This is a genomic window from Micromonospora sp. NPDC049900, assembly GCF_044461025.1.
Taxonomy (GTDB): Bacteria; Actinomycetota; Actinomycetes; order Mycobacteriales; family Micromonosporaceae; genus Micromonospora.
In genome coordinates this window covers 96,025-116,801 of sequence record NZ_JBITKM010000005.1, presented here as the reverse complement: position 1 = coordinate 116,801, position 20,777 = coordinate 96,025, and the positions used below count along the sequence as shown (strand labels likewise).

Annotated in this window: 15 protein-coding genes and 2 pseudogenes; 5 read left to right on the top strand and 12 right to left on the bottom strand. The window is 72.8% G+C overall.

The features are described 5' to 3' along the window. The first annotated feature begins 19 nt into the window (after positions 1–19). Positions 20–1,201: a PucR family transcriptional regulator gene (locus ACIBMZ_RS14495; RefSeq protein WP_396693739.1), complete on the top strand. Its 1,182-nt coding sequence runs from the start codon at positions 20–22 to the stop codon at positions 1,199–1,201. A gap of 261 nt (positions 1,202–1,462) precedes the next feature. Continuing rightward, positions 1,463–3,100 carry a ribosomal protection-like ABC-F family protein gene (gene abc-f, locus ACIBMZ_RS14490; protein WP_396693737.1) on the top strand — a complete coding sequence of 546 codons (1,638 nt, stop codon included), beginning with the start codon at positions 1,463–1,465 and terminating at the stop codon, positions 3,098–3,100. 63 nt (positions 3,101–3,163) lie between these two features. On the opposite strand, the gene ACIBMZ_RS14485 is transcribed toward abc-f, so the two are convergent. Beyond that, positions 3,164–4,351 carry a beta-1,3-glucanase family protein gene (locus ACIBMZ_RS14485; protein WP_396693735.1) on the bottom strand — a complete coding sequence of 396 codons (1,188 nt, stop codon included), beginning with the start codon at positions 4,349–4,351 and terminating at the stop codon, positions 3,164–3,166. Between the two features lie 275 nt (positions 4,352–4,626). Here ACIBMZ_RS14485 and ACIBMZ_RS14480 point away from each other — a divergent pair, with 275 nt between their 5' ends. Further along, positions 4,627–5,700, top strand: coding sequence for a DMT family transporter (locus tag ACIBMZ_RS14480; protein ID WP_396693734.1), 1,074 nt, complete (start codon positions 4,627–4,629; stop codon positions 5,698–5,700). On the opposite strand, the gene ACIBMZ_RS14475 is transcribed toward ACIBMZ_RS14480, so the two are convergent. The 4 genes and pseudogenes from ACIBMZ_RS14475 to ACIBMZ_RS14460 form a co-directional block, all read right to left on the bottom strand. Further along, positions 5,609–6,049 carry a zinc-binding dehydrogenase gene (locus ACIBMZ_RS14475; RefSeq protein WP_396693732.1) on the bottom strand — a complete coding sequence of 147 codons (441 nt, stop codon included), beginning with the start codon at positions 6,047–6,049 and terminating at the stop codon, positions 5,609–5,611. The two genes, ACIBMZ_RS14480 and ACIBMZ_RS14475, sit on opposite strands and share 92 nt — an antisense overlap. Positions 6,050–6,083: 34 nt before the next feature. Next, a pseudogene (locus ACIBMZ_RS14470) lies at positions 6,084–6,239 on the bottom strand (alcohol dehydrogenase); the annotation flags it as partial. Positions 6,240–6,317: 78 nt separating this feature from the next. Continuing rightward, entirely contained in the window at positions 6,318–7,952 is a 1,635-nt protein-coding gene (locus ACIBMZ_RS14465) for a bifunctional 3-(3-hydroxy-phenyl)propionate/3-hydroxycinnamic acid hydroxylase (protein ID WP_396693730.1), read from the bottom strand. A 275-nt stretch (positions 7,953–8,227) separates the two neighbouring features. Next, positions 8,228–11,368 (bottom strand): BTAD domain-containing putative transcriptional regulator, encoded by a 3,141-nt coding sequence (locus tag ACIBMZ_RS14460; RefSeq protein ID WP_396693728.1) that lies wholly within the window; start codon positions 11,366–11,368, stop codon positions 8,228–8,230. Positions 11,369–11,466: 98 nt separating this feature from the next. On the opposite strand from ACIBMZ_RS14460, the gene ACIBMZ_RS14455 reads away from it, so the two are divergent. After that, positions 11,467–11,943, top strand: coding sequence for an SRPBCC family protein (locus ACIBMZ_RS14455; protein ID WP_396693726.1), 477 nt, complete (start codon positions 11,467–11,469; stop codon positions 11,941–11,943). 47 nt (positions 11,944–11,990) lie between these two features. On the opposite strand, the gene ACIBMZ_RS14450 is transcribed toward ACIBMZ_RS14455, so the two are convergent. The 7 genes and pseudogenes from ACIBMZ_RS14450 to ACIBMZ_RS14420 all read right to left on the bottom strand — a co-directional run. After that, positions 11,991–12,860 (bottom strand): STM4011 family radical SAM protein, encoded by an 870-nt coding sequence (locus tag ACIBMZ_RS14450; protein ID WP_396693724.1) that lies wholly within the window; start codon positions 12,858–12,860, stop codon positions 11,991–11,993. Next, positions 12,857–14,182: an STM4012 family radical SAM protein gene (locus tag ACIBMZ_RS14445; protein ID WP_396693722.1), complete on the bottom strand. Its 1,326-nt coding sequence runs from the start codon at positions 14,180–14,182 to the stop codon at positions 12,857–12,859. The genes ACIBMZ_RS14450 and ACIBMZ_RS14445 overlap by 4 nt, the downstream gene beginning before the upstream one ends. Further along, positions 14,179–14,982, bottom strand: a complete 804-nt coding sequence (locus ACIBMZ_RS14440; RefSeq protein ID WP_396693720.1) for an STM4013/SEN3800 family hydrolase — start codon at positions 14,980–14,982, stop codon at positions 14,179–14,181. The genes ACIBMZ_RS14445 and ACIBMZ_RS14440 overlap by 4 nt, the downstream gene beginning before the upstream one ends. Further along, positions 14,970–16,064: an STM4014 family protein gene (locus ACIBMZ_RS14435; RefSeq protein ID WP_396693718.1), complete on the bottom strand. Its 1,095-nt coding sequence runs from the start codon at positions 16,062–16,064 to the stop codon at positions 14,970–14,972. Before ACIBMZ_RS14435 ends, ACIBMZ_RS14440 begins: the two co-directional genes overlap by 13 nt. 1 nt (position 16,065) lies before the next feature. Then, positions 16,066–17,013 carry an STM4015 family protein gene (locus tag ACIBMZ_RS14430; RefSeq protein WP_396693716.1) on the bottom strand — a complete coding sequence of 316 codons (948 nt, stop codon included), beginning with the start codon at positions 17,011–17,013 and terminating at the stop codon, positions 16,066–16,068. Between the two features lie 6 nt (positions 17,014–17,019). Beyond that, positions 17,020–17,958 (bottom strand): STM4015 family protein, encoded by a 939-nt coding sequence (locus tag ACIBMZ_RS14425; RefSeq protein ID WP_396693714.1) that lies wholly within the window; start codon positions 17,956–17,958, stop codon positions 17,020–17,022. Between the two features lie 439 nt (positions 17,959–18,397). Further along, positions 18,398–19,789, bottom strand: a pseudogene (locus ACIBMZ_RS14420) (LVIVD repeat-containing protein); the annotation flags it as partial. Between the two features lie 235 nt (positions 19,790–20,024). Here ACIBMZ_RS14420 and ACIBMZ_RS14415 point away from each other — a divergent pair. Beyond that, on the top strand, positions 20,025–20,744 hold the full coding sequence (locus tag ACIBMZ_RS14415) for a DUF305 domain-containing protein (RefSeq protein WP_396693712.1): 720 nt from the start codon (positions 20,025–20,027) through the stop codon (positions 20,742–20,744). The last annotated feature ends 33 nt before the right edge of the window (positions 20,745–20,777 follow it).

The window sequence follows — 20,777 nt, the reverse complement described above, 5'->3', positions numbered from 1 at the left end:
GACGTGACAAAATCGGCCGGTGAGTGCCCCCGTCTCCGCCACCCCCTGGCGGCGTCTCCCCGCCGACCTGGCCGCGTCCATGCGTCCGCACCTGCCGTCGACGGTCGCCGCCGTGGCGGGCGCGGTCACCGAGGCCACGCCTGCCTTCGCGGGCATCGCCGACGACAAGTTCGCCCGTGACGTGCACACCGCCGTCCAGGTCGCCCTCGACCGGTTCCTCGGCCTGGTCGGCACCGACGAGCCCGCGTTGCCGCCCCGGATCCGGGAGGTCTTCGTCGCCCTCGGCGCCGCCGAGGCGCGTGAGGACCGGGGACCGGAGGCCCTGCTCGCGGCCCTGCGGATGGCCGCCCGGCTGCTGCTGCGCACCGCCTCCCAGTCGCTGGCCCGGCTCCGCCCGGTCGACACCGAGGAGCTGATCGACCTCTCCGACGCGGTCAGCGCGTACGTCGCCGAACTGGCCGCCGCCAGCACCGACGGGTACGCCCTCCAGGTGCGCGAGCAGGCCGGCGAGGGTGACCGTCGGCGACAGCTCGCCGAACTGCTGCTGCGCGGCGACGGCATGCCCGGCGCGGTGGCCACGGCCGCCGCCCGGATCGGCTGGCCGGACCTGGACCTCGTGGTGCCGGTGCTCCTGCCGCCGGACCAGGCCCGCGACGCCCGGTTCCGCTACGGCGTCGACGGCCTGGTCATCGAGCGCGGCCGGGACGCGGTGTTGCTGCTGCGGGCCGGTCCCCGGGCGGCCCGAGTCCCGCTGGCGCAGGCGCTGGCCGGTCGACGGGCCGTGGTCGGCCCCGAGCTGGACTGGCCCCAGGTGCCGGTCGCCGTACGCCTCGCCGAGCTGACCGCCGGGCTGGTCGGCCCCGACCCCGGCCCGGTCTTCGCCGACGACCACCTGATCCCGCTGACCCTGCGCGGCGAACCCGGCGCCCTGGCGGTGCTCGCCGCCCGGCGGCTGGCACCGTTGGCCCACCTGCGCCCGGCCCAGCGGGACAGCCTGCTGGTCACCCTGCACTCGTGGCTGCGGCACTGGGGCTCGCGCGCCGAGGTCTCCGCCGAACTCTTCGTCCACCCGCAGACGGTCAGCTACCGGCTCAAGCGCCTACGCGAGCTGTACGGCACCGACCTGGACGACCCGGCGACGCGCTTCGAGCTGCTGGTGGTGCTCACCAGCCACCTCAACGCGCCACGTCGGCCGACCTGACTGACCGGCCCGCTGACGCCCGACGGCTACGGAATTGACGTGCGCGACCAGGCCGTGCAGTTGTTAGGCTGGCGGAGCGCGGGTCAGCCGCGCGTATGCGGAACGAGGAGCGCGACATGCTGTCGGGGGACGACGACATCTCGGGGTGAGCGGCCCCGCCGCCGACCGGCCACTGCCGCAGGCGGCCCGTCACGTCACCGCCCTGTCTGTCTGACCGGGGCGCCGGTCGCGTCCCGGCATTCCTCCCGAGGTCTGTCTGCCATGTCCGACGTCTGCGTCGTCTGCACCAACCTGTCCTTCTCCTGGCCCGACGACACTCCCGTGTTCCGGGGCCTGTCCTTCACCGTGCCGCCCGGCCGTACCGGCCTGGTCGCGCCGAACGGTGCCGGCAAGTCCACGCTGCTACGCCTGATCGCCGGTGAGCTGACTCCCACCGGCGGCACCGTGACGGTCGAGGGGGTGCTCGGCTACCTGCCGCAGAACCTTCCGCTCGCCGGTGAGCTGACCGTCGCGCAGGTGTTGGGGGTGGCACCGGCGATAGCGGCGCTGCGGGCGATCGAGGCCGGTGACGCCAGCGAGGAGAACTTCACCGCCGTCGGCGACGACTGGGAAGTCGAGGAACGCAGTCGCGTCGAACTCGACCGGCTCGGTCTGGACGAGGTGGCGCTCGACCGGCCGCTGCACACCCTCAGCGGCGGGCAGGTCGTCTCCCTCGGCCTGGCCGCCCAACTGCTGCGCCGCCCCGACGTGCTGCTGCTCGACGAACCCACCAACAATCTCGACGTCGACGCCCGGCACCGGCTGTACTCCGTGCTGGAGAACTGGTCCGGCTGCCTGCTGCTGGTCAGTCACGACCGGATGCTGCTGGACCGGATGGACCGCATCGCCGAACTCGACGGCGGGCAGCTCCGGTTGTTCGGCGGGAACTTCACCGCCTACCAGGAGGCCGCCCGGGCGGCCCGGGAGCTGGCCGAGCGCACCGTGCGCAGCGCCGAGTTGGAGGTCAAGCGGGAGAAGCGGGAGATGCAGCAGGCCCGGGAGCGGGCCGAACGGCGGGCCGGCAACGCCGCGCGCAACCTCGGCAACGCCGGTCTCGCCCGGATCGTCGCGGGTGGACTCAAGCGCAGCGCGCAGGAGTCGGCCGGACGGGCCCAGCAGGCGCACGCCAGCCGGGTCAGCGATGCGCAGGGACGCCTCGACGAGGCCAGCCGGGCGCTGCGCGACGACCAGGCGCTCACGCTGGACCTGCCGGAGACCGACGTACCCGCCGGCCGCACGCTCGTCGAGGGGCAGCGGATGCAGGTGCGCCACGACGGCCGTCCGCTGTTCCCCGGCGACGGTCTGGAGCTGACCATCCGGGGGCCGGAACGGATCGCGTTGACCGGCCCGAACGGCGTCGGCAAGTCCACCCTGCTGCGTCTGCTCACCGGCCAGACCGCGTCCGACGGCGGGCCGGTGCGCCGGGCCGACGGCCGGGTGGCGTACCTGTCGCAGCGGCTGGACCTGCTCGACCTCGACCGTACGGTGGCGGAGAACCTCGCCGCGTACGCTCCCGAGCGCCCGCAGTCGCAGCGGTTGAACCTGCTGGCCCGCTTCCTGTTCCGGGGTGCCCGGGCCCAGTTGCCGGTCGGTGTGCTCTCCGGCGGTGAGCGGCTGCGCGCCACGCTCGCCTGCGTCCTCTACGCCCAACCGGCCCCGCACCTGCTGCTGCTCGACGAGCCCACCAACAACCTGGACCTGGTCAGCGTGGCCCAGTTGGAGCACGCGCTGAGCGCCTACCGGGGCGCGTTCGTGGCGGTCAGCCACGACGAGCGCTTCCTGCACGACATCGGGGTACGTCGGTGGCTGCGCCTCGACGGCGACGGCCTGCGCGAGGTCCCCGCCCCGGACGTCGACTGAGTGCAGGTGGGTGGATCTGTCGCCACAGCGGCGACAGATCCACCCACCTGGGGCCGGTCGGGATCAGAACGGGCTGAGCACCAGGCCGGCGGCGCGCGGGTCGCCGTCGTGCACGAGCGACTCGAACGCGCCGACGTCGTCGAAGGCGAACGCGTACGCCTTACCGTCGCGCATGTTGGCGTGGATGATCCGGGCGTACTGGTTGGTCGGGTTGCTGCGGTAGAACTCGGCGGCGTTGGTGCTGGGCTGGGTGTGGATGGTGCCGAGGGTGCCCCGGTTCAGCGCGGCGCACAGTGTCCGGGAGATCGGCCCGACCACCTGGTCGTTGGGGGCGGGCAGATCACCGTCACAGCCCCACACGCTCGCCGACGAGGGGCGGTTGAACGAGGCGACGACCTGCCCGGCGCTGTTGGTGAAGGTCATCACCCGGCCCGAGGTGCGCCCGAAGTAGCGGACGTCGGGCCGGTCGCCGAAGGGCACCACGGTCAGCGTACGGCTGGTGTACGCGTTCCACGCCGAGGCGATGTAGGAGTCCAGGTAGGTGCTGCTGAACAGGCCCGCCCCGGCGGCCTTGCCCGGCGCCAGCACCCGAAGCACGGTGCCGTCGGCGCGGGTGTACACGGTGTTCGCCCAGCCGGACTGGGACCGGATGCCGTTGATGATCGCGGCGCGGCCGTTGGCGACGACGTCGCCGGTCCGTTTGGTGACGCCGTTGGCACCGGTCACGGTGACCGCGTGCGGCACCGCGAACATGTCCACCTGGGAGCTGTTGAGCCAGAGCCCCGCGTCGTTGTAGGTGAACTCGCTCCAGTCGAACAGGATGTCGCGGTTGGCGTCGCCGGCCGCCCACGGGGCAGGCTGCACCAGGCCGGTCGGGGTCAGGAAGAACTTCAGCTTCTCGCCGAAGGAGAAGTAGACCCGACCGGAGAAGCCGCGCGGGAAGCGGATGGTCGCGTTGGCGCCGTTGGTCGGTCCGGGGATCGACGCGTCGGGCGCGGGCGACGGCGGGATCTGCCCGCCGGACCAGGGGACGAACGTGCCCGCCTGGTTGACGTAGCCGAGGCGGCCGGAGGAGAGCTGTACGCCGATGACGTACACGTGGACGGCTCCGGAGCGGCCGGTGTTGTTGGTGACGGTGACCGGCAGCAACGCGGGGCCGACGGCCTGGGCGGGCGCGGCGGCGACGAGTGCGGTCGGAACGGCGGTGATCAGGGCGGCGGCGACCGCCAGCAGTCTTCTTCGGACAATCACGGGTACTCCTCCGTTCGGCGGTGACACGGTGTGAGAGAGCGCTCTCTCAGCCTGTGACTGTTAGGGATGTTTGTCAATAGATGTGCGGCGATGTCGGTGCGTCTCCCGCCCGGGCGGTACGCTGCCGTGGTGACCTTCTCCGTCGTGTCGCCACCACCCACCCGGTAACGGCGCTCTCGCCGACCCGGCTCTGACGACTCGAGCCCGGGGGTGTCCGTGCTGCCCGGGCGGTGACGACAACGGAGAACCCCGTGCACACCACCGTGCCCCCGCCCGTGGGACGGGCAGTCCTGTACATCCTCGTCGCGGCGGTCGCCTGGGGGACCGGCGGCGCGGTCGCCGCGATCCTCTACGACATCAGCGGAATGGGGCCCGTCGCGGTCTCCTTCTGGCGGTTCGCGGGCGGCGTCCTGCTGCTCTGCGCCGGGCACCTGGTGCTCCGTCACCGGCGTCCGGCCCGCGCGGTCGGCGTCGCCGCGCCGGCCACCCGTGCCCGACCGGGCGACCGGTGGCGCGCGCTGGTGACCACCGGCGTCGGCCTGGCCGTCTATCAGACCGCCTACTTCGCCGCCGTCGGGTACGCCGGACTGGCGGTCGCCACCGTGGTGACTCTCGGCTCCGGGCCGGTGCTGATCGCCGTCGGATCCCGGCTGACGATGGGGGAGCGACTGGGGCGTACCGGCCTGCTCACCGTGGCCTCGGCGTTGGTCGGGCTGCTCCTGCTCGTCGGTGGCGGCAGCGCGGGCGAGGGGTCCGCGCCGCTGCTCGGCCTGGCCTGCGCGCTGCTCTCCGCCGCCGGGTACGCCCTCGTCACCCTGCTGCACCGCAAGCGCGGCCGGGACGGCGACGGCGGAGCCGCGAGCACCACCGCACTCGGCGGTTTCGCGGTGGGGATGATCTTCCTGCTGCCGCTGGCCCTGCTGGAAGGGATCCTGCCCACGGCGGACGACCTCGGCCGGGTGCTGGGCCTGCTCGCCTACCTCGGGGCGGTGCCCACCGCGCTGGCCTACGCGCTGTTCTTCGCCGGCCTGGTCTCGGTCCGGGCGACCACCGCATCGGTGATCGCCCTGGTCGAACCGGTCACCGCAGCCGTCATCGCGGTGCTGTTCCTCGACGAACGGCTCACGGCAGCGGCCACCGTCGGCTCGGCGGTGCTGCTCGGCGCCGTGGTCGTGCTGACCCTCGGCGAGCGGCGGGCCGTCGTCGTCGCCACCGCACCGGTGACCGCCCGCGCCGGTGCTTCGGAACCGGCTGGGATCAGGGCCGGATCAGGCACATCCCGCCACCGGTCGGACCGTCCATGGTGGCCAGCGCGCGCGGCGCGTCGGCGAGGCCGATGGTGCGGGTGACCAGTGCCGCCGGGCGCAGCACCCCGGCGGTGACGAGTCGGAGCAACTCCGGATAGGCGTGCGCCGGCATGCCGTGACTTCCGCGCAGCTCCAACTCGTACGCGATCACGAGGTCCATCGGCACCGCCGGGTGTCCCTGGGCGGCGGGCAGGAGCCCGACCTGCACGTGTCGTCCCCGGCGATGCAGGCTCCGGATCGAGGCGGTGCAGGTGGCGTGGCTGCCGAGCGCGTCCAAGGACAGGTGCGCGCCGCCGCCGGTCGCCTCCCGGACCGCCTCGGCCACGGCCTCCGGGCCGTCCAGGGCGCGTCCGTCCAGCCAGGCCGCCGCCGCCGACGGTGGTGACGACACCGGCGAACTCGTGCCCGGGCACGTGCGGCACGACGACGTCCGGATCGTGTCCCTGCCAGCCGTGCCAGTCGCTGCGGCACAATCCGGTCGCCGCCACCCGGACGACCGCGCCACCGGCCGGTGGCGTCGGGTCCGGAACATCGCGGACCTGCGGCGGGACACCGAACTCGTCGAAGATCACGGCACGCATTGCCGCATCCTGGCACGCCACCGGTGGGTCGCGGAACACCATCCACGTCGCTCAGGCCCGAGACCGTCGCGCGGACCGCTAGCCGGCGGGTTGGCGGGCGGCGGTCGTACCCAGCTCGGCCGCGAGCGTGCGGGCCGCCTCGTCGAGCCCGTCGTTCCCGGCGACGGCGAAGACGAACCGGTCCGGTCGCAGCACGACCGCGTCCGCCCGGTGCCGTCGTAGCCAGGCGTGGACGGTCCCGTCCAGGTCGACGACGTGGACCCGGTCGACGTCGCTCGTCGGCAGGCGCGCCGGGTCGGTGCCGGCCGGATGCGCCACGACGGACCGCGCCGAACCCGGCAACCCGGGCGTTCCCGCCGGGAGGGTACGCCCGATCAGCGCGAAGCCGTCGCCGAGCACCTCGTCGAGCAGGCGCGGCGTCGGGTCACCGGCGACCGCCACCCGGGGCTGCGGGAACATCGTCCCGACGGCACCCGCACGTCGGCCACCGGCGAACAGGCCCCGCTCGTACGCGGGCAGCGGCTTGAACTCGAAGTGCCGCACGAACCGGCGGACCCGGGGCACGGTCTGCACCGCCCGCAGCACGCTGTCGCGTACCCACGCGGCCCGTCGACTGCGGGCCAGGAACACCCGCCCCAACCGGACACTCGTCTGCGCCATCGCCGCCGTGTGCGGCCGACGTTCCGTCTCGTACGTGTCGAGCAGCGCCGAGTCGGCCTCGCCGGCCAGCACCAGCGCCAGTTTCCAGGTCAGGTTCGCCGCGTCCCGCAGGCCGCTGCACAGCCCCTGCCCGAGGAACGGGGGCATCTGGTGGGCGGCGTCGCCCAGCAGGAACACCCGTTCGTCCCGCCATCGGGCGGCGATGAGGTGGTGGAACGTGTAGACCACCGCGCGGGTGACGGTGAAGCGGTCCGGGTCCACGTACGGCGCCACCAACTCGGCGATCTTCGCCGGTTGCCGCATGTCGGCCTCGGTCTCGCCCGGCTGGAGCATGAACTCCGCCCGGTAGCTGCCCCGCGACCCCGGAGACACGAACGCCGGCCGCCGCCAGTCGCAGACGAAGGTGGTGTGCGGCGACCGGATCCCGTCCGGGGCCACGTCCCCGGAGACCGCCAACCACGGCTCGGCGTAACTCGCGCCCGCCAGCGGGATCCGCACCGCCGTACGGGTGGTGCTGCGGGCACCGTCGCAACCGAGCACGAACCGGGCCCGGACCGGGTACGACCGGTCGGCGACCACGTCCCGCACCACCACCTCCGCACCGGCCCCGTCCTGCCGCAGGTCGACCAGCTCCGTGCCCAGTCGCAACGTCACGTGGTCGAACCGGTCCAGACCGGCACGCAGCGCCTGCTCCAGCAACGGCTGGTCGAAGAAGTTCAACGGCGCGTGCCCGAACCCGAAGTCGACCTCGTCGAAGGCGATGGTGGCGAACCGCCGTCCGGCGGCGTTGACGTAGTCGGCGCGTACCGGCTGGTGCAGGTCACCGACGATCCGGTCCAGCAGACCGGCCTGCTGGTAGATGCGCAGCGCCTCGTCGTCGCAGGAGAACGCGCGCGGCTGGCCGTGCGGTTCCGTACTCCGCTCCACGACGAGCGTGCGCACGCCCCGCATCCCGAGCAGGTTCGCGGCCAACGCGCCGACCGGACCACACCCGACGATGACCACGTCGACCTCCTGGACCTCGCCGGGCGACGACGACTGGGCCGGGTTCATCTCGTTCCTCCACCACCTGGCCGCCCGGGGTGGCCGGGCGGGGACTGTTGACCGGCTCAGCACAGCGGGCGGGTGTGGAGGTTTCGTAGATTTCCGGTTGGGGTTCTGGTTTTTCGCGTGGGTGGGGTTTCCGGCAGGCCCGACCCGCTCCGGGCGGTCAGGCTTGATCCCTGCGCGGGTCGGGACTGCCGGAAACCCGACCTGGTCGGCCTGACCGGGTCGGCTCGGCCTGGTGGGATCTGGCTTGGTCGGGCTGGGTGGGTGGGTGGGGTGGGTCAGGGGTGGGGGAAGCGGGAGCGGAGCAGGGTGTTGGCCTGGGCGGAGGCCAGGCGGGCGCCGGTGGCGAGGGCCGCGGGGTCGCGGCGGGCGATGCCGCGGATGCGGTGCAGCTCGGGCGCGAGAACCGACTCGCCCAGCCGCTCCACCACCGACAGACCCTCGTCGGCCAACTCGGCGGCCGTCGACGCGTCGCCCGCCGCCAGGTACGCCTCGGCCATCGCGCTGTACGTGACCGTGCGGGTGGCACGCAACCCGGGGCGGTAGATGCCCTCCACCGCCGCCCGCATCGCCGGGAGCCGGTCGTGCTCGCCACCGCGCGCCGCCGCCCACTCCAGGAAGAAGCCGCCCGTGGTCACGAAGTGCGGCATGCCGTTGGCCGCCCCGATCTCGCGGCACCGCTGGGCTGCCGCGCGTACCGCCGCCACGTCGCGTTCCTGCATCCCCATCCAGGCCGCGAAGAGTGCCGCATTCGCCCGTCCGTACGGGTCGGCGAGCCGCTCGGCCAGCCGTTCCGCCTCGGCGATGTCCCGCCGGGCGTCCTCGCCGGCACCCCGCAGCGACCGGACCAGGGCCCGGAAGTTGTACGCGGCCAACACCGGCAGCCGACCGACCTGGCGGCCCAGCAGATCCGGGTCGACCGTGCGCAGCCGATCGACGGCGGCGGTGAGTCGCCGATCCGCCTCCACGAGTGCGCCGGTGAAGTAGCCGACCACACCCCGCAGGTACTCGCCGGCCGCCGCGATCAGCCCGGTGCCGTCGTCGGCCCGGACCAACCGTTCGGCCAGTTCGGCGCAGCCGGCGTAGTCGGCCTGGTTGGCGGCCAACTCGCCGAGCGCCCACAACGCGGGCCGTACGTCGGTCTCCGCACCGACCAGCGCCAGCAGCTCCCGGGCACGGGCACAGACCTCGTCGACGGCGTCGGCGCCGACGCCGACCGTCATCTGCAACAGGGCGGCCCGGTGCAACTGGACGCCGAGTTCGGTGGCCGCCGCCGACGGTGTGGTGCCGGCGAGCGGCGACAGCCGCCGGGCCGCCCGGTCCAGGTGGCCGAGCGCGTCCTCGTACGCGAACCGCCGCGTCGCGTCGTCGGCCGCCGCCAGTGACCAGCGCAGATGGTCCTCGCCGTGCCCGAGTCCGATCGCCTGCCCGAAGTGGTGGGCCAACTCGGCCGGGGCGACACCCCCGACCCGCTGGTACGCCAGTGCCAGCCGGGCGTGCAGCGCGGCGCGGCGCGGCGGCGGCAGGTGCGCGTACGTCACCTCCGCGAACAGCGGATGACGGAACCGCACCGTGCCCGGTCCGGCCTCGGCGACCAACGCCGCCGCGTACGCCGCCGTCAACCCCTCGGCGATCCGCGTCGCGGGGACCTGAAGGACCGTCGCCATCGTCTGCGCGTCCAGGTCGTGTCCGGCCACGCCGAGCAGTTCCAGACAGTCGCGGGCCGAGTCGGGCAGGTCACCGAGGCGTAGCCGGACGGTGTCCCGGACACTCGGCGGCAGGTCCGCGTCCGCCGGGTCGGTGCCGGCCCGCAGCAACTCGGTGATGAAGAACGGGTTGCCTCCGGTCCGGGTGGCCAGACGCGCCGCCACCTGCCGGTGCGGGGGCGTGCCGGTGCGGCGGCGGACCAGGTCGGCCACGTCGGTGTCGGTCAGCCCAGTCAGCCGCAGGTGGCGGAAGCCCGCACCACGAGCGAGGTCGGCCACCGTCGCCACCAGCACCGGATGGTGCTCGTAGGGGCGCGTCGTGGCCAGCACGAGGACCCGGGCGTCGGCCAGGGGCGTGGCGAGGAACCGCAACAGCAGCAGCGAGTCCGGGTCGGCGGCGTGCAGGTCGTCCAGCACCACCAGCAGACCGGCCGCCTCGGCGACCGTACGCACCAGGTCCGCCACCGCCTCGTACGCGCGGAACCGGGCCGTCGGGTCGGGCGCCGCGTCGCCGGCCGACCCGTCCGCCGGTCCGGCCGCGAAGCCGTCCAGCGGGCTCGCCGACCCGGTCTCGCCCGCCGCCGGCATCGCCGCGAGCGTCCGCACCACCTGGTTCCACAGCCAGAACGGCGGCGTCTGTCCGACGTCGGGGCAGCGACCCCACACCACCGGTACGCCCCGCGCCCCGGCGTGCGCGTCGAGCGCGGCGGCCAGGCTGGTCTTGCCGATCCCCGGTTCGCCCTCCACGACGGCGACCCGGCCACCGCCGCCGGTGGCCGCCATCAGCGCCGCCATCAGCCCGGCCAGCTCGGCGTCCCGGCCGACCAGGGAATCCGTCGGCAGCGCCGGAGCCGATGCGCCGGTCACCCCGTGCCTCGGTCCGGGCCGGGGGGCCGGAGTGCCCGTGGCCGGGCCGGTCAGCATGGTCGACGAGTGGTCCTGCGCGATCCCGGTGCCGGACGCGGCCGATGGCACGGACTGGGCCAGGATCCGGCGGTGCACCTCGCGGAGCTGCTCGCCGGGGTCGATCCCGTACTCGTCGGTCAGGATCCGGCGGCCCTCGTCGAAGGCGGCGAGCGCCTCGGTCTGTCGCCCGGACCGGTAGAGCGCGAGCATCAACTGGGCGCGGGCGGTCTCGCGTACCGGGTTCGCGGCCACGAAGTGGCGCAGTTCGGCGAGTACGGCGGCGTGCCGTCCGGCTGCCACGGCGGCCGTGAACCGTCCCTCCTCGGCACCGAGGCGTGCCTCGGTCAGTCGGGCGGCCTCGGGACGCACCGCACTCAGCTCGGCGGCCCCGGTCAGCGGCTCACCCCGCCACAGGGCCAGCGCCTCGGCGTAGCCCCGCTCGGCCGAGTCGGCGTCGCCGGCCGTGAGCGTGTGCGCCGCGTGCGCTGCCAGACGCTGGAACCGGACCGCGTCGACGTCCTCCGGCGCGACGCGCAACTCGTACCCCCGGGGGTGGCTGCGCAGGACGCGGGCCGGCTCGCGGCGGCTGCGCTGCGGCTCGACCGCGCGACGCAGCCCGGCCACGTAGGTGCGCAGCGTGATCTCGGCGCTGGCCGGCGGGCGGCCGTCCCAGAGCGCGTCGACCAGCCAGTCGGCGGCGACGAAGCGGTTCGGGCGCAGCAGGAAGAGCGCGAGCAGCGCCCGCTGCTTCGGCCCACCGAGCGGCACGGCGTGCCCGTCCCGGACGGCCTCCAGCGGTCCCAACATGCGGAACTGCACCTGACCACCACATTGTCCGGTCCCCACCTGGTCGGGGTCGAGTATGCCAGTCGACCGCACCCGGTGAGGGCGTGGCAGGATGAGGCGTGCCCGATGATCGGAAATCGTCGATCGTGTTCGAGACGAGCAGTGTCGTCGCGGCGTCGCCGGACGAGGTCTACCGCCACCTGACCGATCCGCACAGCTACATCGGCCTGTCGCCGCTGATCGTGGCGGTCTGCGACGTACGCACCGGCCGGGACGCCGACGGCCGCGCGGTCACCGACTACGTCGCCGTCGAACGGTTCCGGCTGGCCGGCCCGCTGCGCTGGGACAACCACATCCGGGTGCGGATGGTGGCGACCCGTCCCGGCAGCCAGATCGTCAGCGACGTCCGGAGCCCGGGGTGGGTGTGGCTGCGCGCGGTGGTCGACCTGACGACCGAGACCGGCGGTACGCGGATCCGGGAGTCGGTCACCGCCGGTGCCCCGCTGCTGCTGCGGCGCTTCGTGGCGGGACAGGCGCGTCAGGTCGCGGCGTACCGGGCGGCCGAACTGACCCGCCGGATGGCGACCCGACCCTGACCGCAGCGGCGCACCGGAGGGTCCACCCTCGGCGGTGACGTTCCTGGTCAGACCGGCCCGGCCGGTCTTCCCGGCCATCCGGCCGGAATGCGTTCCAGCAGCCCGCCCGCGAAGACGTCCCGCAGGCCGAGCGGCTTGAGATGCACGTAGCCGATGTGACAGTCGCAGATCGCGTTGCTGCACACCCGGGGCGTCAACGCGGCCCGCCACGACCCGTCGTACAGGTTGCCGATCGGGGTGTCGATGAAGTGGCAGCGGCGTACGGTGCCGTCACCGCGCACGGAGATGGCGGTCTCCCCGGCGTGGCAGGGCCGGTCCAGGGACAGGTGCGGGCGCACGCTGTAGCCGAAGTGCGGGTCCACCTCCGTCCAGATCGTCTCCTCGGCGGCGTCGTAGCGCCGACCCTCGGCCGCGTTGACCCACAGGTAGACCTCGTCGGGCAGCAGGGCCCGCAGCGCCCGGGCCTCGGCCAGGTGCTCGGGCAGCCCGACCACCCCGACGGAGTACCGGACACCCAACTCGGACAGGCGGGCGCAGCGTCGCAGGAACCGTTCCCGGGTGACCTGCCCCGGATGGTAGGTCGTCCAGAGCGCGGCGGCGCTCGGGTCGGCCTCGGCCAGCCAGTCCACCCGGGCCGCCAGGTTGGTCTGGATGACCACCCGTTCCACGTGCGGCAGGTGGGACAGCGACACCATCGCCTCCCGGTACCAGCGTCGGGTCAACCCCTCGCCCCAGGGCGTGAACAGCACCGACAACCGGACGTCGGTGGTCGCGGCCACCCAGTCGGTGAACCGCGTCAACGCCTCCCGGTCGGCGCGGAGCAGCTCCGGCGGGTCGCGGCGTTTGGCGAACGGGCAGTACGGACAGTCGTAGTTGCAGCTCGCCAGCGGGCCGCGGTAGAGGATCGCCAGGTTCATCGCGGCACGTACCCGGCCATCGCGTGCTGCACCTCGGCGGAGGTCAACCAGGGGCCGACGGCGTCCGACCGGGCCAGCCCCGAGGGCGTGAGCCGCAGCCCGCCGTCGGTGGCCCAACCCCGCGCGACCAGCCGGTCGAGCTGCGGGAAGTCCTCGCCCGGCGGGCGACCGAACCGGGCCAGGTAGGCGTCCGGGGCGACCCCGTCGACACGCAGCAGCGACTTCAGCAGCCACCGACGGCGCTGCTCGGTGCCGTCGAGGTGGTACCCGAACTCGGCGTACCGGAAGTCGTCGGCCGGTCGGGCCAGGTAGTCGTCGAGCACCGCGCGTACCTGCGAGACGCTGACCGCGTAGTCGAACGAGTAGTGCAGCGCGGTGGTGTACGAGCGGGCACCGCAACCCAGACCGACCATCCCGTCGTCCTGGCAGCAGTAGTCGGGGCCGTCCGGGGCGGGCACGTCGGCCCGGCGGAACTGGCGCATCGACTCCTGCCGGTAGCCGGCCGCGCCGAGCGTCTCCACGGCCTGCCGGTAGAGCGCGAGACGCTGCGCGTCCCAGTCCGCGCGGGCGTGCGCCCGCCGCCCCAGGCCGGTGAGCGGCCGGACGTAGAGCGGATAGAGGTACAGCTCCTCGGGACGCCAGGCCAGCGCCGCGTCGAGGCTCTGCCGCCAGGTGTCGGCCGTCTGCCCGTCGATGCCGTAGATCAGGTCGATGTTGAGCACCGGGACGCGGGCGTCGCGGATCGCCGCCAGTGCCGCGTCCACCTCGTCGCGCCGCTGCGGTCGACCGGCGGCGCGGGCCTCGACGTCGAGAAAGCTCTGCACCCCGATGCTGACCCGGGTGGTGCCGTACGCGGCCAGCACCGCGAGCCGGTCCGGGGTCGCGGTGGCCGGTGACGTCTCCACCGACAGCGGTACGCCCGGCAGCCGCGCCCCGAGGGTCGTGGTGGCGATGGCGAACAACTCGGTCAGCTCGTCGGCGGTCAGATGGGTGGGGGTGCCGCCGCCGAAGGCCGCACGGGCGTACCCGGTCGAGCCGCCGAGCGCCTCGGCGACCTGCTCGGCCTGCCGACGAAGCTGCCGCAGGTAGGCGGTGACCTGCTCGGCGGGCGCGTTGGCCCGGGTGAACAGGTTGCAGAAGCCGCAGCGCATCTCGCAGAACGGCACGTGCAGATAGAGGAAGAGGGCCTCGCGTGACTGCTCCCGCCACACGTCGTGCAACGGCGGGCGGGGGCGCAACGCCCGGTACGAGGTCTTGTGCGGGTAGGCGTAGAGGTACTGCTGGTACGGCGAACCGTCCAGGCCCGCGTCGGTGCTGGTCACCATTCTCCAGGGTGCAGGGTGAAGTGCGCGTACGGGACGGTCCACACCACGTCGTGGCCGATCCGGTGGCCGGTGTGCCCGTCCTCGCCGTACGCGGTGCCGTGGTCGGAGCAGATGATCGTGAACACCGGCCGCCCCCGGCCGCTGACCAGGCCGAACAAGCGCGCCATCCGGCCGTCCACGTACTCGAGGGCGGCGGCGTGGCTGGCCAGGTCGTCGTCGGAGGCGCCGGGCAGGTGGTGCCGGTTCGGCTGGTGCAGGGCGGCCACGTTGAGGAAGGTGAACAACGGCCGGGTCGGTGGCACGTCGGCCACCACCTTCGCCAGCCGGTCGAGTTGGGCGTCCACGCAGGTGGGCGACGTGACGCCGAACTCCGGCTCCCAGTGCGCCTCGCGGAACAACCCCGGCAGGACCGCCCCGAGCGGAGTTCGCCGGTTGAAGAAGCCGACCCCGCCCAGGCACAGCGTGTGGTAGCCGACGTCGGCGAGCGCGGTCGGCAGGTCCGGCGCGTCGAACACCCACGTGTCGGCACCGGAGGTCTCGCTGCCCGGGAAAGCCGCCGCGTACAGCCGGTCGTGGCGACCCGGGGGCACCGGCGTGGGCAGGAACCCGGCGAAGAAGGCGTGGTGCGCGGCGTAGGTGAAGCTGGCCGGGGAGTGTCGGCGTTCCCACCGACCGCCCGGCAGCACCCGCGTCAGGTGCGGGGTCCGGCCCGCCGCCGCCAACTCGGCCGCCACGTCGTAGCGCAGCGTGTCGAGGGTGACCAGCAGCAGGTCGTGGCTCCCGATCAGGCTCCGCATCCGACCACCTCCGGCGGGACCGTACGCGCCCGCCCGGGACGCCATCCGCCCTCGGTCAGGGCGTGCACCTGGGCGGCGTAGCTGTCCCGGCCGTCGGCCAGCACCCCGGGCAGCAGGTCACCGAACGCGTTGACCTCGGCCACCGCGTGCCGCCGCCAGCCCAGCAGGAACATCAGGTCCACGCCGACGTGCAGCGAGTCGGGGAAGCAGGCGGCGACCCGCTCGCAGGTCTCCATCGCCGCCGACCACTGTCGGGCTCCGGCGGTCCGCCGCACCTCGTCGAGATCACCGCGGGCGTTGCCCAGATGCAGGTTGGTCAGCGGTCCGCGCGCCGACCGCACCACCACGTGGCCGGGCCGACCGGCGATCACCAGCACCCGCAGGTCGACCACCCGGTCACCGACCCCGGCCTTGGGCAGCCACCGCTCCACGTGCAGACCCTCCGGCGCGAGCCGGTCCACGATGGCCGCGACCTGCGTCTCGTCGGTGTAGCGGCGCAGCCGCAGCGAGTTGAACAACGCCTCGGGCGTCTGCTCGATCGTGGTCACCGCCTGTACCCGGCCGGTGCCGACCGCCAACGCGATGACCCCGGCGGCCGAGGAGCCGTGCGCGGGCTTGACGAACACCCGGCCCCAACCGGCCTGCGCCATCGCCGACCGCAGCTCGGCGTAGCCGCCGACCTGCGGCAACGCGTCCGGCACCGGTACCCCGGCCGCCGCCAGCCGCGCGTGGCAGCGCCGCTTGTCGCAGAGCACCGCGACGTCCTCCGGCGGGTTGAGCAGCGTCGCGCCACCGGCGGCCACCCGGGCCATACCGTCCACCAGACCGGCGTACGCGTCGGCGAGGCCGACCAGTTCGCCGTGCCGGGCGATGGTGGCCGACCGGCGCAGCAACCGGTCGACCCGGGCATCCTCCCCGGGCGAGTCCACCCTCACGATCGTGCCCGCCGGTGGCGGTGCGGCCCCGGTCAGCACGTCGCACCAGGGCAGCACCTCGGGCCGGGGCAGGCCGGCGGCCCGCACCGCGTCGCTGAACATCGACACCCGACGGTTGCCGGGATTGCCGACCACGGTCAACCGCATGTCACTCCGACACCGCGGTGTAGCGGTAGCTCTCGCCGTCGTACTCCTCCGCCTCCTGCGGGTCGGAGACGTTCACCCGGACGTCCGGCAGGGCGGCCACCACGGAATCGGCGACCTCCTCGGACATGAAGTGGTGGTGCAGGTCCAGCACCGTCAGGTGGGTCAGCGCCTGACCGGCGAGCAGCGCCTGCGCCCCCTCGTCGCTCAGCGTGCCGTCGGACAGGTCCAGCACCTCCAGGCGGCGCACCACGGGCGCGGTCGCCAGGGCCTCCGCGATGTCGTCGGTGATCATCGCGTTGCGCAGGCCCAGCCGGCGCAGTGCCGGGAAGAGCTCGTCGGCCAGCAGCGGGGCGAGGTCCGCCACCTCGGTGGTGCCGCCGTAGTCGTCGGTGCCGAGCCACAGTTCGAGGTCGGCCAGCTCGGGCAGGTCGGAGTCGAGCACCGCGCCGACGAACTCGCGGGACAGCCCGCCGCTCTGCACCACCAGCTCGCGCAGGTTGTCGTGCTGGACGGGGGAGAAGTCGAACTCCTCGCCCCCGCGCACCCAGAGCACCTCCAGCTCCGGGTACGCCGTCAGCAGCGGACTGACGTCACCGACCTTCATCCAGGAGACCTCGCACTCCTCGAAGGTCATGTCACCGAGGAACAGGGAACGCAGGGCCGGCAGTCGATCGGCTGCCGCGCAGATCTGTGCGATCGGCGCGGGGTTGAAGGCCGCGTACCCCCAGGCGCCGATGACCAGGGACTCGACCGTGGGACCGACCTGCGCGACGAACCGCTCGAAGGTGGCGGCGAAGGCCTCGGAGAATTTCTCCTCGCTCTTGCCGTCGAACTCCGGATAGGTGACGCGCCACGAGACCGGGCCGGTCACCGTCGGCAGCGGCCCCTCCAACGGGAACTCGACCACCGGACGGCCGGCGAACTCGGTGAGGTGCGAGGAGAACGTCATGCCCGCTCACTCCCCGGCCGCGGTGAAGCGGTAGGTCCGACCGTCGTACACGTGCGGGGCACGTCCGCCGGACACGTCCACGCGTACGCCCGGCAGGGCCGCGACGACGCGCTGCTGTGCCGGCTCGGACAGGTAGTGGTGGTGCAGGTCCAACTCGGCCAGGTGGGTCAGTGGCTGCCCGGCCAGCAGCGCCGTGAGCCCCTTGTCGGTGAGGTTGCCCATCGACAGGTCGAGCACCGAGAGCCGGGACACCACCGGTGCGGTGGCGACCACCCGGGCGACCACGTCGGCGATCGCGGCGTTGCGCAGCCCGAGCCGCCGCAGTGCCGGCAGCCCGGCGCCGGCGAGCAGCGGGGCGAGGTCGTGGATGGTGGCGTCGCCGCCGTAGTCCGATCGCCCCAGCCACATCTCCAGCCGCTCCAGGTTCGGCAGGTCACACTCGCCGACCGACCGCACCACCGCGCCGGGCAGACCGCCGGACTCGAACCGCAGCTCCCGCAGGCCGACGTGTCGGACGGCGTCCAGCCGCAGGTCCTGGCCGCCGCGCACCCACAGCGTCTCCAACTGCGGACAGGCGGTCACCAGTCCGGTGATGTCGTCGTGGGTCAGCCAGGAGAGTTCGCACTGCTCGGAGACCAGGTCGGCGAGGAAGAGCGCCCGGAGCCCGGTCCACCGGGACACGGCGTTCACCAGGAGTTCCACCGGCAGCGGCCGTTCGTACGCCATCCCCCACTCGCCGATCACGACGGCGCGGACCGACTCGGCCGGGACCTCCTTGATCATCGTCTCGACCAGCGCGACGAACTCTTCGGGCTCCGGCTCGTCGCCGAGATCCCCCACCTCGAGCCGCCAGGCCACCGCAGACGGATCCGCCGGCACCTCCATCCCCGGTGTGAACGGGCGCACCGGAAGACCGGCGAACGACGACACGTGCGTTCTGAACACTCTCAACCTCCGACCTGACCGCGATGGCGGCGAGACCGTAACAGGCCGCCCCGACAGTCACGTTGCGGCAGGTCACCCGCAGTCCTCGGGCTGGGACGGGCTCCGGCCCGGCGGAGACCGCCGGGCCGGAGGTGGTGCTGTGCACGGGGTGTGCGGATCAGCTCGTCCGCACCGACCCGTTCACCTTGGTGTCACGGATGGTCGCGCCGATCGCGTTCACCGAACCGTTGACCCGGCTCTCCACGATCGAGACCACCGAGGCGTTGTGCGCGTGGATCGCGCCGTTCAGGTTCGAGTTGAACACGATCAGACCGGCACCCGGGTTCACCTTGATCGCGCCGTTCTGCGTGACCCCGTCCATGCAGGTGATGCCGGAGGAGATGGTCATGCTGCCGTTGTGCCGGCCACGCAGGACGGTGGTGCACTCCGGGTAGCTGGGCTGGGTCTGCACGTTCAGCTCGTCGAAGGCCACGACCGCGCGGGCGTTGTTCGTACGCGGGTCGTCCAGCTTGAGGACGTCGAGTCCCTTCTGGATGTCGTTGGAGTAGATGTAACCGTTGTGGTAGTACGTCGACCAGGCGCCGCCGAGGATCCGGCGGGTGTCCGACAGCGGGCCCCGCTCCCAGAACGCGATCTCGACCGGGTTGGCCGAGTCGGTGAAGTCGATGACCGAGACGCCACCCTGGTACCACGCCTGGACCATGATGTCGCGGCCCATCGCCGGGATCAGCGAGCCGTTGTGCGCCACGCAGTTCTCGAGGGCGGTGTTCTCCCGCGGGATCTTGAAGTAGCTCTTGAAGACCAGGCGACGGTCCGCGCCGGAGCCGACGATGTCGTACAACGCGTTCGCGCCCTGGTTGGCCCGGTAGGCCGGGGTGCAGATCGCGCCGCTGCCGCCGCCCAGCTCGTCGGTGAAGACGACCTTGGTGCCGGCGTTGTTGAACGTGGCCGAGTGCCAGAACGCGAAGTTGGTGTCGCGCACCTGGCTCAGGACCACCGGGTTCACCGGGTCGGAGATGTCCATCAGGACGCCGTCACCCATGCAGGCGCCGGCGGCCAGGTCCAGCTCCGGGTAGGCGGTGATGTCGTGGCAACCGCTGGTGTTGGTGTTGCCGCCGTCCGGGAAGAGGACCGGGGTGGCGACCACGGCGGCGCTGGTGGGGTTGTCCAGCGGCACGTCGATGATGGAGATCTTGTCGTGCGGCGGCTTGCAGTAGAACGCGTTGTTCGACGGGCTGTACGACTGGACGTACACGTAGACGCTCTTGTCGTCCTTGCTCGGCACCAGCGTCAGGGTGTGCGATCCGCAGTCGGTGCGGACCGACTTGATGTAGCGCGGGTTCGCCTTGTCGCTGATGTCGAAGATCCGGACGCCCTCCCAGGAGCTCTGCTGGGCCACCGAACCGGCGCTGCTGCTGCACGAGTCGTCGCTGCGGGGCGAGTCGACCGCGAGGAACAGCAGGTTCCCGTAGACCGACGGGTCACCCTGCGCTCCGACGCAGACGACCTGGCTGACCACCTGCGGTGAGGCCGGGTTGCTGACGTCGAAGATGCTGAACCCGTTGTAGTTGCCGGCGATGACGTGGTTGTCCTGGAACGCCAGGTCCGAGTTGTACGCGGCCTCGCTGGCGAACCCGCCGAACTTCGGGACGTTGGCGATCTGGGTCAGGTTGGGGCTGCTGACGATCTCGTCGACGGCCGGGATGGTGTTCGCGGCGGTCTCGGCGGCGCTGCTCGACGGCGCGACCGCGACACCCGCGACGAGAAGGGCGCCTGTGGCGGCGAGGCTGATTCCCAGCCTTCGGCTCCCTCGTGGGGTCGGTTTGAACATGTAGGAACACCCTTCGACAGGGATGAGCAGGGTTAGCGGAGGTTAACCCTGCCGTGGGTGCTCGATCGTCGGCCATGTGGTCACGGTTTAGCAACACGGCCACCGATGTCTCGGCGCAAACTGCCGCAGGTGGGGCTAAACGATCGTTCTGCCGGTCGCGGCCCTCCCGTCGCAGCTCAGGCCCGCGCTACGATCCCGGCCAACTGTGAACGGCGGGAGTCGAGTTGTGCTAGGTGTGCGGATCCGCGGGCTGCTGCGGCAGTCCCGGAAGCTTGTGCTGATCGAGTTGGCCGTGCTCGCGGTGTTGGCCGTCGGGATCGCGGTGGCGGTGTCGTGGCCGGACGGTGAGCCCGCGCCGACGGCGCAGACGAACGAGCCCGCGCCGCTCGACCTGCCCGGTATCCCGGACGCCACCGCTCCGGTGCTGATGCCGGGCGTCCCCGGTGAACCGGCGAAGACCCTGTCGGCCAACGAGATGTCGCCGATGGCCCGGCCGCCGCACAACAACGCCGACACCCGCTTCGTCACCATGATGATCCCGCACCACGAGCAGGCCCTGGTGATGGCCAAGCTGGTCGGTGAGCGGGCCGAGAACCCGAACCTGAAGATCATCGCGGACCGCATCCTGGCCGCGCAGGACCCGGAGATCAAGACCCTGGAGACCTGGTTGACCGACCGTGGGCTCACCCGCGACTCCGGCGACGGGCACCGGCACGAGATGGCCGGCATGCAGACGGCGGAGGCGCTCAACCGTCTGACCGCCGCCCGGGGCGCCGAGTTCGACCGGATGTTCGTCACGATGATGACCGCGCACCACCAGGGCGCCATCACGATGGCGAACGAGGTGCTGACGCTGGGCACCGACATCATCATCAACGAGTTCGCCAGCAGCGTCGTGGTGGAGCAGGGCGTCGAGATCAACCGGATGCGGGAGGTGCTGACCGGCGGCCGGTAGCCCGGCGTCGTCCGCCGGAATCTGTCGGTGGTC